Source organism: Corynebacterium drakensteinense (genome assembly GCF_041224285.1).
Classification (GTDB): domain Bacteria; phylum Actinomycetota; class Actinomycetes; order Mycobacteriales; family Mycobacteriaceae; genus Corynebacterium.
Window position 1 is genome coordinate 1 of the sequence record NZ_JAXOFP010000021.1, and the last position, 15058, is coordinate 15058.

Here is a 15058-nt window from a genome sequence, read left to right on the forward strand (position 1 = left end):
CCCCCCCCCCCCCCCCCCCCCCCCCCCCCCCCCCCCCCCCCCCCCCCCCCCCCCCCCCAGCACAACGACCAGGCGAATGAACTTAAAACGCCCCACCCACAAACCAACACAAAAAACACAAACACACTCAACCGATTCAGAAAAGAAGCACAAGCTTCCCACCAAAACGGTGATCATGTGAAGTTATTTTCTCTGTCAGCCCCTCGCGGCGACTTGGATTAATCTACACACGTTATAGAATCTTCACAAATCGCCTGCTTAAAGGGCATAAATGGCGGTCTTTTATCGAGCTTATGTCGCGGCTATATCGCGCTTACAGCGCGAGCTTCGCGCCGGCGAAGTTTTTCTTGCCTCGGCGCAGCACCAGCCAACTACCGTGAAGCAAATCCTCCGCCGAAGGCTCCCATTCGGCGGATTCAATGCGCTGGTTGTTCACGTAGGCACCGCCCTCTTTGATTGTCCGACGGGCAGCACCCTTGGAATCAACCAAGCCGGAAGCCACGAGCAGATCAACGATCGTTCGTGGATCATCGTCGCCCAACTCAGCAACAGTGGTTTCCTGTAGTGCACCTCGCAGGGTTTGCTCATCCAGGTCGGCCAATTCGGCCCGCCCAAACAACGCCTGTGATGCCAGCTGCACTGCCTCACGGGCAGCAACTCCATGAACGAGATCGGTCATCTCTTCTGCCAAACGTCGCTGTGCGGCACGTTTATGTGGTTCTTCTGCCACTGCACGCTCGTACTCAGCGATTTCATCCTGGCCCAAGAACGTAAACATCTTCAGGTATCGCACGACGTCGGCATCACCGGAGTTCACGAAATACTGATACCACGCGTATGGGCTGGTCTTTTCTGGGTCCAACCACAACTTGCCGCCGCCGGTCGATTTGCCGAATTTCTTGCCGTTGGCATCGGTGACCAACGGAACCGTCAACGCGTGGGTCTTCGCTCCGGATACTCGCCGGTTGAGATCAACCCCGGAAACGATATTCCCCCACTGGTCGGAGCCGCCGATTTGCAAGCTGACGCCGTATTCACGGTTCAAGTGCACGTAGTCGTTGGCCTGCAACAACATATAAGAAAACTCGGTGTAGGAAATACCGTCGCCTTCTAGGCGTCGCTTCACCGTATCCCGGTCCAGCATCGTGTTCAGCGAGAAATTTTTCCCTACTTCACGCAAAAACTGCACGACGGACATACCCATCGTCCAGTCCGCGTTGTTCACCAGGGTTGCTGCGTTTTCGCCCTCAAAGTCAACGAATTGGCGTAATTGCTTCTTAATCGCTGCGACGTTGGTGTCAAGCTCTTCCTGGCTCAACATGCTGCGCTCGCCAACATCGCGCGGGTCACCGATGAAACCGGTAGCCCCACCGGCAAGCGCAAACGGGCGATGCCCAGCTTCCTGGAAACGACGCAGCATGATCATTGGCACCAAGTGGCCAGCATGCAGCGAATCCCCGGTGGGATCGAAACCGCAATACAGCGCGATCGGTTCTTCGGTCGCGGCACGAAGTTCGTCTAGATCAGTGGACTGGTTAATGAGTCCACGCCATTGCAGCTCATCGACGATATTGTTCATTGCTTAGTTCTCTCCTTGGGATTTTTCTGGCCAGTCGATCGCTTCATCAGCCAACAAAACGGGTACATCTTTGTCAATGCGATACGCGATGCTTTTGCGCTCATTGACCAGCACCTCGTCTTTTTCGTGATAGACGAGTGGGCCTTTGTCTTGCGGGCAGGCCAGAATTTCCAATAACCGGGGATCGAGACTCATGCGGTCAGTTTATCGCTTCGCTTTATCAGCAACGGTGATCGAGGCCCACTCACGCGCGTCGGCTGCTGCCTTTTCGACGGTGTCGCGCTGTTCATCAACGCGCGCGCCCGCCGTTCCGCCGCGGGTAGAACGCGACGCGACTGCCCCATCAATGGTCAACACATCGCGTACCTCAGGGGTTAAACGCTTGTCGACGCTTGCCAGCTGCTCATCACTCAGATCTACGAGATCAACACCAGCCTCTTCCGCCAAGCGCACGCACGACCCCGATGCCTCATGAGCCTCACGGAACGGTACGCCTTGGCGCACCATCCATTCTGCGAGGTCAGTCGCCAGAGTAAACCCGCGGGGAGCGAGCTCACGCATGCGGTCTTCGTGGAAAACCAGCGTAGATACCAAACCAGTCATCGCCGGCAGCACCAAATTCAGTTGCGCAAAACCATCGACAAGCGGTTCTTTGTCTTCCTGTAAGTCGCGGTTGTATGCCAGCGGCAGTGCCTTGCAGGTTGCAAGCAAGCCAGTGAGATTACCGATCAATCGACCAGTCTTTCCGCGCTGCAATTCCGGAATATCTGGGTTTTTCTTCTGCGGCATGATCGACGACCCGGTGGACCACTCGTCGCTCAGCGTGACGTAGCCAAATTCGGGTGTGGACCACGCGATGATTTCTTCCGAGAGCCGCGAGATATCCACCGAAATCTGGGCCAAAACAAACGCAGTCTCGGTGGCAAAGTCACGAGAAGACGTACCGTCCAAGGAGTTTTCCGCAGAAGAATCGAACCCAAGCTCTTCGGCAATCGCTTCTGGGTCCAACTGCAACGACGATCCCGCCAAGGCACCCGAGCCATAAGGCGAGACTGCCAGGCGCTTATCTAGGTCACGCAGGCGATCAATATCGCGCAACAAAGGTTGTGCGTGGGCAAGCAAGCCATGTGCCAGCAAGATTGGCTGAGCAGCTTGGAAGTGCGTCTTGCCCGGCATAATCACACGCGGGTGCGCTTTGGCTTGCGCAGCGAGTGCGTCGATGAGGTCTACGAGTTGCAGCGCTACATCACGCACCGCATCGCGTACCCACATGCGAAACAGGGTTGCGACCTGGTCATTGCGCGAACGTCCTGCCCGCAAGCGGCCACCAAGCTCCTTGCCGACGCGATCAATCAGACCACGTTCCATCGCACCATGGACGTCCTCGTCGGTCGGGTCGGGGGTGAACTCGCCTGATTCCACGTCGCGGCCCAACTGGTCCAGCCCAGCCAGCATCTTTTCCAGGTCTGCCGACGAGAGCAAATCCGCCTTGTGAAGTACCCGCGCGTGAGCCTTCGATGCCAACACGTCGTATGGTGCTAGCACCCAGTCGAAATGCGTGGACACAGAAAGTGCAGCCATGGCATCGGAAGGGCCGCCGGAAAAACGGCCTCCCCACAGTGCACCCTCGTTCGTGGAATGCGCCTGGATTCCAGACATTAGTTGTTTGCCTCGCGATCACGTTTGTTGGAGATCTGGGTGGACAGGCCGTGCAGCTGCACGAATCCCTTAGCCGCGGTCTGGTCGAAGGTATCGCCAGTGTCGTAGGTTGCCAGGTTGAAGTCATACAGCGACTGGTTCGAACGACGACCGTTGACGATGATGTTTCCGGCGTGCAGCACCAGACGGATATCGCCGGTGACGTGCTCCTGCGTCGACTGGATGAACGCATCCAGCGACTTCTTCAATGGGCTGAACCACAAGCCGTCATAAACCTCTTCGGACCAACGAGCATCGACGCCGCGCTTGTAGCGAGCGACCTCGCGCTCCAGGCAGACATCTTCGATGGCCTCGTGCGCCTTGATCAACACCATTGCGCCAGGTGCTTCGTAGACCTCGCGCGATTTGATGCCAACCAAACGGTCCTCGACCATGTCCAAACGGCCAACGCCTTGCGCTCCAGCACGACGGTTCAGCTCTTCGATGATCTGCAGCGGCGACAACTTCTTGCCGTCGACAGCAACCGGACGGCCAGCTTCGAAGGAAATGATGACCTCATCCGGGGCGTTGCCCATGGCTGGGTCTTCGGTGTAGGCGTAGAGATCCTTTGTTGGTGGGTTCCACAGATCTTCCAGGAAACCAGTTTCTACCGCGCGGCCCCACACGTTCTGGTCAATCGAGAACGGCGACTTTTCGGACTGCTCGATCGGCAAGTCAATCTCGTTGGCGAATTCGATGGCTTTGTCGCGGGTCCAGGCGTAGTCACGGGCCGGCGCGATGATATCGAGGGTCGGATCCAGCGCACGGAAGGAAACCTCGAAACGAACCTGGTCGTTACCCTTACCGGTACAACCGTGGGAGACGTGCGTACCACCATGTTCCTGTGCGGCTTCCACCAGGTGCTTCACGATCAACGGACGAGAAATCGCAGACACCAGCGGGTACTGCTTCATGTACATACCGTTGGCTTGGACCGTCGGCAAGCAGTATTCTTCTGCGAATTCATCGCGAGCATCGACGACGATGGATTCCACGGCACCACAGTCCAGGGCACGCTGACGTACCGATTCCATGTCCTCGCCACCCTGGCCCAGGTCCAAGGCCACGGCGACGACTTCACCTTCGGTCTGGCGCGCCAGGTATGGGATCGCGACCGAGGTATCTAGTCCTCCGGAATAGGCAAGTACAATGCGGTTTTTCATGAAATTTCCTTTACTGTTGTTCTCGGCCATGTGCCACCGTTCGGGCGGCGTCGGCCATTGTTGATTTTAGGTTCTGTGCTTTATCGCGGCTTAATCGGGGCCAAGCCGGGTCGCGCCAATCGACAGCGATTCAATCAGTTCGCGGCCAGTCAAGGGATCACGGGCCAAAACGAAGACGGTGTCATCACCGGCAATCGTTCCGGCGATATCGCTGATGCCGACGCGATCGATGAAACTCGCGAGATACTGCGCGGCACCAGGTGGGGTGCGCAGCACCGCCGTATTCGCCGAATGATCGGATGAAACCACGAGGTCAGCCAACATCTTGCGCAGTTTGTCCCGCGGCCCGCTGATCGTTTGTTCGGCCAAGGACTCGCTATCTCCGACCGCATAAAAACTGCGGCCATCGGAAGGTTTAACTTTGCGTGCGCCCAGCTCATCGAGGTCGCGAGATAACGTCGCCTGGGTGGTCTCGAACCCCTCAGCCAGCAACAATTTCGACAGCTGCGCTTGCGAGTAGATCCGCGTCTGCTCGAGCAGCTCGACGATCCTCCCCTGGCGTCCGGTGCGCGAGTAGGTATTTTTCATCGCATCCTCGCATTCGTTGCCGGTTGGCCCGGCTCTTGGCTTGCCGCAATGCCGAGCAGCCACACTAACACGGCTTTTTGCACATGCAGACGGTTTTCGGCTTCATCGAATACGCGGGAAGCCGGGCCGTCGATGACTTCTCCGGTGACTTCGTTGCCGCGATAGGCCGGCAAACAGTGCAAGAAGATCGCCCCATCAGCGGCTTGATCCATGATCTCCTGGGTGACCCGGTAAGGCACGAATGGCGTCGTGCGGTCTTTGCCGTCGTCTTCTTGTCCCATCGACACCCAGGTATCGGTGATCACGACTTCAGCACCGGACACATCGGCGGGATCCGCACTCACGGTGACGCTGCCGCCGGTGTTTTGTGCTTGTCGACGCGCCCGCTCGACGAACTCAGCCTGCGGTTGGAAATCCTCCGGCGCGATGATCCACACATCCATGCCAGCCATCGCCAAGCCCAGCATGTAAGAATTCGCCATATTCTGGTTACCGTCTCCCAGGTAGGCGACTTTCTTGCCGGCTAATCCTGACACGCCTTGGTCTGGACACAACGATTCGATCATGGTTTGCAGGTCCGCCAAGATCTGGCACGGATGAAAATCATCAGATAAGGCGTTGATCACTGGAACACTGGCATGTGCCGCCATGTCTTCGAGCCCGGCTTGTTCGTAAGTACGCCAAGCAATGGCTTCGACGTAGCGGGAAAGCACTTTGGCGGTATCAGCAACGGATTCGCCCTTGCCCATCTGGGACGCACCCGCCTCCGTAACGATGGCACTGCCACCCAATTGCGCGATGCCCGCGTCGAAAGAAAAACGGGTACGCGTGGAGGTCTTATCGAACACGACTGCCACGCTGCGCCCACCGGACAAGGGGCGATGGCTCAACGGATCTTGCTTGAGTTGCGCAGCAAGGTGCAGAATCTCTGCTTGCTCGGCCGGCGTGATGGAATCGTCGGCCAGAAAGTGTCGTAAGTGTGTCATGTTTATCCTTGCGTTGAGTTATCTTGCTCAGAGTTTTCTTGCGTATGGTTTTCTTACGCGGTGGGGAGGCTAAGCTAGCCGGCGAGTAATCTGCGCATAATCCCAACGCATTCATCGACATGATCGCGCTCAATGATCAACGGCGGTGTCAAGCGAACAACTCTGTCTGATGGGGCATTCACAATCAGCCCATGCTCTAAACCACGGCTCACCACGTCTTTGGCGTTCGCGTTTTCTAAAACGACTCCGAGCATCAGACCGGCACCACGAACCTCTTTCACGCCATCGAGAGCTTCCAGGCTGCGTCGTAGATACCCACCGGTGTCGACGACATGTTCCAAGAATTTCTCATCAACGGTGTTCAGCACCGTGCGGGCGGCCGCAAGCACAACCGGATTCCCGCCGAACGTCGTTCCGTGTTGCCCGGGCTGGAAATACTGTGCAGCTTTTCCACGAGCAAGCACCGCACCCAGCGGCAAACCGCCACCGAGCCCCTTGGCCATCGTGACGACGTCTGGGGTTACACCGGCATGTTCATGGGCGAAGAATTTTCCGGTTCGCCCGACACCCGTTTGGACTTCGTCGGCGACCATAAGGATGCCGTATTCGTCGCAAAGCTCACGAACCGTGGCTAAAAATCCTGCAGGTGCTGGGATAACCCCAGTTTCGCCCTGGATCGGTTCCGCGAAAATTGCAGCGATATCATCCGGATTTTTCTCCACGAGCTCGCGCAACTTCGCGGCATCGCCATAGGGATAGAATTCGACACCACCGGGCAATGGCTCAAACGGGGCACGCTTATCCGGCTGCCCAGTCAACGCCAATGCGCCCATCGTGCGGCCGTGGAAACCAGCTTCTGCCGCAAGAACTTTGCCGCGGCCGGTAAGCCGTGCGATTTTGAACGCCGCCTCATTCGCCTCGGCACCAGAATTGCAGAAGAACACGCGAGTGCTTTCGTCGGCGCCGTCCGCGAAGCGCTTCTTGAGCATCGTTGCCACCTCCACCGCGTGCGGGGTGGCAACGATATTCGAGGTGTGCCCCAACGTCGCAATCTGTGTGCTGACAGCTTCCACGATCGCCGGGTGCGCTTGGCCGAGCACGTTGACGGCGATACCGGCGAGCATATCCAAGTATCGCTTGCCCTCGGTATCGGTGAGATACATGCCCTTGCCGCCAGACAGACTGATAGCCGGGGTGCCGTAATTATTCATCAAAGCGCTTGCCCAATCGCTGTGTGCGTGTTCGGTCATGAGTGGTCATCCTTTCGCAATACCGTGCCACCTGGGTAATCAGCACTGCGGTGATCATTCGGCAGCACCATGGTGCCGATTCCGCCTTCTGTCAACAGCTCGAGAACGACCGCATGCGCTACCCTGCCGTCAATAACGTGGGCTGCATTAACGCCACCACGCACGGCATTCAAGCACGCTTCCATCTTTGGAATCATGCCGCTATCCAAATCCGGCAAAAGCGGAGCCAGCTCATCAACTTCAATCGTAGAAACCAGGGAATCACGATCTGGCCAGTCCTTATACAGACCTTCGACGTTAGTGAGCACCAATAAACGCTCCGCGCCGATGGACGAGGCCAGCGCACCGGCCGCGATATCAGCGTTAATGTTATAAACCTCACCGTTGTTGTCCGGAGCAATCGTCGAAACCACCGGGATTCTGCCGGCGTCGATAATATCCATCAAGGCTTCTGGGTTGACGCTGACGATATCGCCGACGTTACCGATGTCTACCTGATCACCATCGATTTCCACGTAACGCTTTTCCGCGGTGAACAATCCGGCATCTTCACCAGAAGTTCCCACCGCGTACGGGCCGTGCGAGTTGATTAATCCCACCAGGTCGCGGCCAACTTGCCCAAACAAAACCATGCGCACGATGTCCATGACCTCGGGTGTGGTCACACGAAAGCCGCCTTTGAACTCGCCTTCGAGACCCAAGCGTTCCAGCATCTGCGTAATTTGTGGGCCTCCGCCGTGCACGACGACCGGGCGCGCGCCAATCGTACGCAGCAGCACCATGTCTTTCGCGAATGCTGCTTTCAGCTCGTCGTCGACCATGGCATTACCGCCATACTTGACGACGACGATTTTGCCGCGCAGGTGCTGCAGCCACGGCAAGGCTTCCGAGAGCACCGCCGCGCGGTCGTGGTTATTGAGTCGATCTAACATTGCACGCTGCTCCTTATGAGCTATAAGCAGAATTGATTTCGACGTAATCGTGGGACAGATCCGTGGTGCGCACGAATGCACTGCCCGGCCCACCGATTCCCAGGTCGACCCGGACTTCGATATCCGGCCCGGAAAGATCCACCTCCCGCGCCGCCGGCGTGCCTGTGGTCGCTTTGCAGACAGCGTGGTCATTGAAGTACACGCTGATATTGTCTGGGTCCATATCGGCATCGGCCATACCCACAGCGGCTAAAACTCGTCCCCAGTTCGGGTCAGAGCCGAACATCGCGCACTTGAACAAGTTGTCGCGCCCCAAAGTGCGCGCGGCATTCAAGGCGTGTTCGTCGTTGGTGGTTCCTTCGACGATCACTTTCACGCGCTTGGTCACACCCTCGGCGTCGGCTTGCAGCTGATCTGCGAGATCCGCGCAGGCAGCGAGCACCGCGTCGTTGAGCGCTTCTTGGGTTACCGTCTGCCCGGAGGCACCGTTAGCCATGATGAGCACGGTGTCGTTCGTCGACGTCGACCCATCCACATCCAGGGTGTTGAAGGTTACTGCTGATGCCGCACGAAGGGCAATTTCCAGCTGCTCTGGGGTGGCGGACAGGTCCGTAGTCAAGCACCCCAGCATGGTCGCCAGTGATGGCGCCATCATGCCAACGCCTTTGCCCATTCCGCCAAGGCACCAGCCATCGCCTTCTACCAGAGTCTGCTTGACCGTGGTATCGGTGGTCATGATCGCTCGAGCGGCACCTTCGCCGTGGTCGGGGCTTGCACCCAATGCAGCAGGAAGTTTCTGTATGCCTGCGACCACGTTGTCCATCGGCATGGGCTCGCCGATCAATCCAGTGGAACACACCGCGATATCGTCGGTGGCAAGCCCGGTGAGTTTTGCGAGTTCAGTCTGCATTTGCTGAGCATCCCGCATACCCAGAGCACCGTTGCACGCGTTGGCATTTCCCGCGTTGTATAACACTGCCCGCAAGCTGCCGTCGGCAAGCACTGTGCGTGACACCGTGACGGGTGCTGCGACCACGCGGTTGCGGGTAAATACTCCAGCCGCTGAATATTCTGGCCCATCGTTGACCACCAGGGCGAGGTCAGTATTACCTGAGACCTTAATGCCCGCTTTCACGCTCGCTGCGCGGAACCCACGTGGAATGGTGACTCCCCGTGCAGAGTGCACAGGCTCTGCGTGCGGTTGTGCGCTTGATTTCTGTGCAGCAGTGTTGTCCGCTGCGGGGCCAGGCTGTGTCATCTTAATTTCCTCGTCTCATTCTCGTCGGCAGCTAATTCTTGTCGCGGGCCAGTCTTTTTCGGTGTTTCCTGCTCGTCTGCTCGTCTGCTCATCGCCATAAACTTTCTTGACGACGACTTCCTCCGCGATGTCGCACTGTTCGTGGTAAAAACTCGCCGTTTACGGTGCTAGCCCGGGGTGGTTCAGTCCCGCAGTTTCGTCGAAGCCCAGCATCAGGTTCATGCATTGCACTGCGGCCCCGCCGGTGCCTTTCGTCAAGTTATCCAGCACCGCGGTGATCAACAACGTGCCGGTTGCCTCATTAATCTCAGCCTGAATTTGGCAGAGGTTCGCACCGATCACGTGCTGAGTCTCCGGTTGTTGCCCGGCAGGCAATACCTGCACGAACGGCTCGTCGCGGTAAAAATCACTAAAGATTTCAGAAACCGATTCTTGGCTGACTGGCTTCGCGAGCTGGGCAGTGGCCGTCGTCAAGATCCCTCGCGTGGTCGGGGCGAGCACCGGGGTGAAACTAATGCGGTAGTCCTGCTCGGCAACCTCGCGGAGGTTTTGTACGACTTCTGGGTTGTGACGGTGTTTTCCCGAGGTGTTGTAGGCACGCAGGTTTCCGGTGGTTTCTGCGCCTAGCAGTGGGACGGCGGCTTTTTTGCCTGCCCCAGAAGTACCGGTGATGGAGACGATGTTGATCGCCGGCTCAATAATGCCTGCTGCCACTGCTGGTAACAGAGCGAGTGTCATGCCTGTGGGAAAGCAGCCGGGCACAGCAACTTTGCGCGATGATGCAATCTCTTCCCGGTATCCTGGCATTTCCGGAATGCCATACGGCCAGGCACCTGCGTGCTCACCGCCGTAATAGGCCTGCCAATCGGCACTGTCACGCAGACGGAAATCTGCTGCACAATCGATGATGATGGTTTCTTCTGGCAGCTGTTGCGCTAATTCTGCGGAATACCCGTGGGGCAAGCCGAGAAAAACTACGTCATGACCAGCAAGAACATCCACGGACGTATCATCAATCATGCGATCATGCAGCTGCGGGAGGTGCGGCATCTGGCTAGCAACCGGCTTACCTGCTTGCGAATGACCAGTCAGGGCGCCGATGCGCAGCTCGCCGCTGTGATACTGCGGGTGGTTGAGCAAGAGTCGAAGAATTTCGCCTCCTGCATAACCGGTGGCTCCTGCGACTGCAACGGAAATCGTCATACCGCAAAGCTAGCATATTTTATGCACTAATATGCAAATTATTCATTAATGATTATAAATGCTTCTTTTCGACGTCTTTAAGCGTAGGGTGTGCATCACAAAGTAATCTACCGCACTTTAAGGAGTGACCATGTCCAGCACTGGTTCAATTTCAGCTTCACCCGACGGATTGTTGATGGCGCTTATCCAATACCGTGTTCCCATCATCGAGGGGCCGGAAGACGTGCAGAAAAACGTCGACGAAATCTGCCGCCGAGTTGCCTCCACCAAGGCCGGGTACCCGGACCTCGACCTCATCGTTTTCCCGGAGTACTCCACCTCCGGCCTCAATACTGCGATCTGGTCCTACGATGAGTTTCTGATCGCGATCGATTCACCAGAGGTCGATAAGTTCCGCCAAGCCTGCAAAGACAACGACGTCTGGGGCGTGTTCTCCATCATGGAGCCGCACCACGAGGAAGGTAAACCGCCATTCAACACGGCGATCATCATCGACAACAAAGGTGAGCTGGCTTTGCACTACCGAAAGCTGCAGCCTTGGACTCCCATCGAGCCGTGGTCCCCGGGCGATCTGGGCATGCCGGTGTGCGAGGGCCCGAAAGGCTCCAAGCTGGCCGTCAACATTTGCCACGATGGCATGTTCCCGGAGCTGGCGCGCGAAGCCGCTTACAAGGGAGCAAACGTCTACATCCGTATCTCCGGTTACAGCACCCAGGTGCAAGACCAGTGGATCATGACGAACAAGACCAACGCGTTCCAGAACCTCATGTTCACCGCATCGGTCAACCTCGCGGGATATGACAACGTCTTCTATTACTTCGGTGAAGGCAACGTGTGCAACTACGACGGCAACCTCATCGCCGAAGGTCACCGCAACCCTGACGAGATCGTCACCGCCGAGATCTTCCCGGAACTTGCCGACAAGGCACGCATCAACTGGGGTCTGGAAAACAACATCTTCAACCTCGGAAACCGCGGCTATGTCGCAGTCCCAGGTGGCGCAACCGAAAACTACCTGACCTGGATCGACGACCTCGCCAAAGGGCAATACAAGCTGCCGTGGGCCGACGACGTCCGCATCAAAGACGGCTGGAAGTACTATCCGGACGGCCCACAGCTCGGCCCACTGCCGGACGAGTACAAGAAATAATCGCGGGTTTTCTTAAACCGACACGGTTCACAAACCGGACATCACCGGCTATCGCAAATTCTCAGCTCGAATTGCGGTAGCCGGTTTTTGTGTCAGCACCTGCAACCGATTCCCGTGACCTTGTATTCCTTACCGTCGCCATCCGACCTCATCGGTGTGCAATGAATTCAGCTATCAATTTCAGGAAATATACAAAATGTTCAACAAGTCACTTGTTTTTAGTGACGAAGCTCTATTACGCTAATAACACTTGGGCGTCGCCCGTGTCACACTTTTCATTCGTAGTGGTTGCCTAACACGACGCTGCGGCTGCCATTACAAGCAAGCAACTAGAAGGCGAGAAAGTCACATGTCAGAACAAACCCCGAAGCCACACGGTGGCGCTATGGGGCCCAAAGTAGACGGAAGGCGTGAATCCTACCTTGACGAAGACCAAGGTCTGTCCAAGGGAATGGGACAACGCCAACTGCAAATGATCGCGATTGGTTCCGCAATCGGTACCGGATTGCTGTTGGGTACCGGTGGCCGCCTGGAACAGGCCGGACCATTTCTGGCTGTCCTCTACCTCATCTGTGGTTTCTTCGGATACATCATCCTGCGCGGGCTCGGCGAGCTCATCGTCTACCGTCCGTCGTCAGGATCTTTCGTATCCTATGCCCGCGAGTTCTACGGCGAAAAAGCTGCATTCGTTACCGGTTGGCTGTACTGGGGAAACTGGGCGATGACTATCGTCGCCGACTCCACAGCGGTGGCCTTGTATATCCTCTGGTTCGACCGCTACACATCGGTCCTGGACAGCATTCCGCAATGGCTATTGGCTCTGGGCGTGGTGGTGTTCATTTTGGGCTTCAACATGCTCTCGGTGAAGATCTTCGGTGAATTGGAATACTGGTTCTCCCTGATCAAAATCGTCGGCCTGCTGGTCTTCATGGTGCTTGGCATCTGGGTTGTCCTCACCGGACACCCACAGGGCTACGACACCGGCTTCCAGCTCATCAGTGAAGGCGGCGGCTGGCTGCCAAACGGCCTGCTTCCAGCGATCGTCGTCATCCAGGGTGTTGTTTTCGCCTACGCCGGTATTGAGCTCGTCGGCACGACCTCCGGTGAGACCAAGAACGTCGAAAAGATCATCCCGAAGGCAGTCAATGCGGTTCTGTTCCGCATCATCTTCTTCTACTTCGGCTCGGTCATGCTGCTGACTCTGGTATTGCCGCATACCGAATACATTGCTGGTGTTTCGCCGTTCGTCACTTTCTTCGATTCCTTCGGCATCGGCGTCGCCGCTCCAATCTTCCAGCTGGTCTTGATCACCGCTGCGCTGTCGTCGCTGAACGCTGGCCTGTACTCCACCGGCCGCGTGATGTACAACATGTCTATTTCTGGTTCGGGTCCGAAATTCGGTAAAGCATTGTCCAAGGACGGCGTTCCCTACGGCGGTATTTTGCTGGCAGGCGCGATCGCTTTCGCAGGTGTCTTCCTGAACTTCGTGGTCCCAGAAATGGCCTTTGAGATTGTGCTGAACCTGGCAGCTTTGGGCACCATGGCCAGCTGGGCAGCGATCAGCCTTGCGCACTGGAAATTCGTCAAACTGTCCAAGACCGGTGAATACCAACGCTCCAGCTATGCAAGCCCTTTCAACTCGTGGGGCGATATCGCAGTTGTGATCTTCATCGGTGTTGTGATTGTCCTCATGGCGTTCGACTGGCCGGTCGGCACCTACACCTTGGCGGCATCGTTACTGCTCATCCCTATGTTCTGGATCGGCTGGAAAGCATGTAAACCACAGGTCATGGCTCAGCTCGAAGCTCGCCAAGCTCGCCAGAAAGAGTACAATCAGGGAAGCACGAGCCAGGATTCTGGCGAATAAATAGCTTCTCCGAATCAAAAATACAAAACGAAAGGAGACCACCAACCTATGGTCAAATTTGTAGATGTCGACAACATGGCACGCTGGATCCAGCGTGAAGGCGTCGAAAAGATCATCACCGGAATGGTCAGCTACTTGGAAAAGGACTACTCCGAGTGGGAACGCTTCGACCTCATTCCACGCGTCGCCAGCCACACCCCGTTCGGTGTCATCGAGTTGATGCCGACCTCGAACGGTGAAGAATATTCCTTTAAGTATGTCAACGGTCACCCTTCGAACCCAGCGCGTGGTTTCCAGACCGTCACCGCATACGGCATGCTTGCCGACGTAGACAACGGCTACCCAACCTTCTTGACGGAAATGACGCTGCTGACCGCCCTGCGTACCGCAGCGACTTCCTGCATGGTGGCGAAGAAGCTCGCACGTCCAGATTCCCAGACCATGGCCATGATCGGCGCCGGCTCACAGGCAGAGTTCCAGGCACTGGGATTCCGCGGCGTTTTGGGCATCGAAAACATCCGCATTTACGACGTCGACCCGGACGCTCTGGAGAAGGTTCGTCGCAACCTGGAGCCACTGGGCTTCAACATCACTGTTTGTTCCAGCACCGACGAGGCAGTCGAGGGCGCAGACATCATCACCACCTGCACCGCGGATAAGGCGCAGAACCAGATTCTGGGCACCCAGCACGTCAAACCTGGCGTTCACATCAACGCTGTGGGCGGCGACTGCCCGGGCAAGACTGAGTTGGTCGAAGACATCTTGGATATGTCCACCGTTTTCGTGGAGCTGCCGGAGCAGACCCGCATCGAAGGCGAGATCCAGCAGAAACCAGATGACTACGAAGTGGTCGAGTTCTGGAAGGTCATCACTGGTAAAGAAAAGGGTCGTTCTTCTGACGACGAGATCACGTTGTTCGACTCCGTCGGTTTCGCGATCAACGACTTCTCTGCCCTGCGTTACCTACGCGATGATGTCGCCGGTTCGGAACTTGAGGCTGATATCGACCTGATCGCCAACCCAGATGATCCGAAGGATCTCTTCTCGCTGGTCGCCGAGGTTCCGTCGCTGGTTTAAGCTTTCACCGGTTGGCCCGGAGCCCCCCTTGGGGTTCGACGGCAGGCCTTGGGGTTCGGGCTGCGGGCTCGACCGTAGGACAAAACCGGGCCAAAACCGGGCACGAATGCAGAAATCGTGGCCAGATTTACAAATAGTGGCTTAAAAGTAGGCAGTTTTCGACCACTATTTGTAAAAGAGCGCCCTACCGCACGGTAGGGCGCATTTTTTATGCTCAACGAGCCTGGCGAGTGCAAGCAGCCCCGCCAGGGCTTACGAGCTCGACGGGCAGCGAACCAAACTGGGCCACACCCCGCCGTTGCTCACG

13 protein-coding genes are annotated in these 15058 nt (G+C 57.0%); 3 read left to right on the forward strand and 10 right to left on the reverse strand.

The annotated features are described in order from the left end of the window. Window positions 1-313: 313 nt before the first annotated feature. From tyrS to argC, 10 genes are all read right to left on the reverse strand, one after another. On the reverse strand, window positions 314-1579 hold the full coding sequence (gene tyrS, locus U1140_RS09955; RefSeq protein WP_369847564.1) for a tyrosine--tRNA ligase: 1266 nt from the start codon (window positions 1577-1579) through the stop codon (window positions 314-316). A 3-nt stretch (window positions 1580-1582) separates the two neighbouring features. Further along, entirely contained in the window at window positions 1583-1774 is a 192-nt protein-coding gene (locus tag U1140_RS09960; RefSeq protein WP_369847565.1) for a Trm112 family protein, read from the reverse strand. A 9-nt stretch (window positions 1775-1783) separates the two neighbouring features. Beyond that, window positions 1784-3229, reverse strand: coding sequence for an argininosuccinate lyase (argH, locus tag U1140_RS09965; protein ID WP_369847606.1), 1446 nt, complete (start codon window positions 3227-3229; stop codon window positions 1784-1786). 8 nt (window positions 3230-3237) lie between these two features. Further along, entirely contained in the window at window positions 3238-4440 is a 1203-nt protein-coding gene (locus U1140_RS09970; RefSeq protein WP_306516550.1) for an argininosuccinate synthase, read from the reverse strand. Window positions 4441-4530: 90 nt separating this feature from the next. Then, complete coding sequence (locus U1140_RS09975) at window positions 4531-5028, reverse strand: arginine repressor (RefSeq protein ID WP_369847567.1); 498 nt, start codon at window positions 5026-5028, stop codon at window positions 4531-4533. After that, the gene (gene argF, locus U1140_RS09980; RefSeq protein WP_369847609.1) at window positions 5025-6020 is read right to left on the reverse strand and encodes an ornithine carbamoyltransferase; all 996 of its coding nucleotides are present in this window, start codon (window positions 6018-6020) and stop codon (window positions 5025-5027) included. Before argF ends, U1140_RS09975 begins: the two co-directional genes overlap by 4 nt. A gap of 68 nt (window positions 6021-6088) precedes the next feature. Then, window positions 6089-7264, reverse strand: a complete 1176-nt coding sequence (locus tag U1140_RS09985; RefSeq protein WP_369847569.1) for an acetylornithine transaminase — start codon at window positions 7262-7264, stop codon at window positions 6089-6091. Then, window positions 7261-8196, reverse strand: coding sequence for an acetylglutamate kinase (gene argB, locus U1140_RS09990; RefSeq protein WP_369847570.1), 936 nt, complete (start codon window positions 8194-8196; stop codon window positions 7261-7263). Before argB ends, U1140_RS09985 begins: the two co-directional genes overlap by 4 nt. A gap of 13 nt (window positions 8197-8209) precedes the next feature. Continuing rightward, window positions 8210-9454 carry a bifunctional glutamate N-acetyltransferase/amino-acid acetyltransferase ArgJ gene (gene argJ, locus U1140_RS09995; RefSeq protein WP_369847571.1) on the reverse strand — a complete coding sequence of 415 codons (1245 nt, stop codon included), beginning with the start codon at window positions 9452-9454 and terminating at the stop codon, window positions 8210-8212. Between the two features lie 159 nt (window positions 9455-9613). Next, window positions 9614-10657 carry an N-acetyl-gamma-glutamyl-phosphate reductase gene (gene argC / locus U1140_RS10000; RefSeq protein ID WP_369847573.1) on the reverse strand — a complete coding sequence of 348 codons (1044 nt, stop codon included), beginning with the start codon at window positions 10655-10657 and terminating at the stop codon, window positions 9614-9616. A 130-nt stretch (window positions 10658-10787) separates the two neighbouring features. Here argC and U1140_RS10005 point away from each other — a divergent pair, with 130 nt between their 5' ends. The 3 genes from U1140_RS10005 to U1140_RS10015 all read left to right on the forward strand — a co-directional run bounded on the left by U1140_RS10005 (window position 10788) and on the right by U1140_RS10015 (window position 14751). Then, the gene (locus U1140_RS10005) at window positions 10788-11807 is read left to right on the forward strand and encodes a formamidase (protein WP_369847574.1); all 1020 of its coding nucleotides are present in this window, start codon (window positions 10788-10790) and stop codon (window positions 11805-11807) included. Window positions 11808-12258: 451 nt separating this feature from the next. After that, complete coding sequence (locus U1140_RS10010) at window positions 12259-13674, forward strand: amino acid permease (protein WP_369847611.1); 1416 nt, start codon at window positions 12259-12261, stop codon at window positions 13672-13674. Between the two features lie 48 nt (window positions 13675-13722). Next, window positions 13723-14751 carry an ornithine cyclodeaminase gene (locus U1140_RS10015; protein ID WP_369847576.1) on the forward strand — a complete coding sequence of 343 codons (1029 nt, stop codon included), beginning with the start codon at window positions 13723-13725 and terminating at the stop codon, window positions 14749-14751. The last annotated feature ends 307 nt before the right edge of the window (window positions 14752-15058 follow it).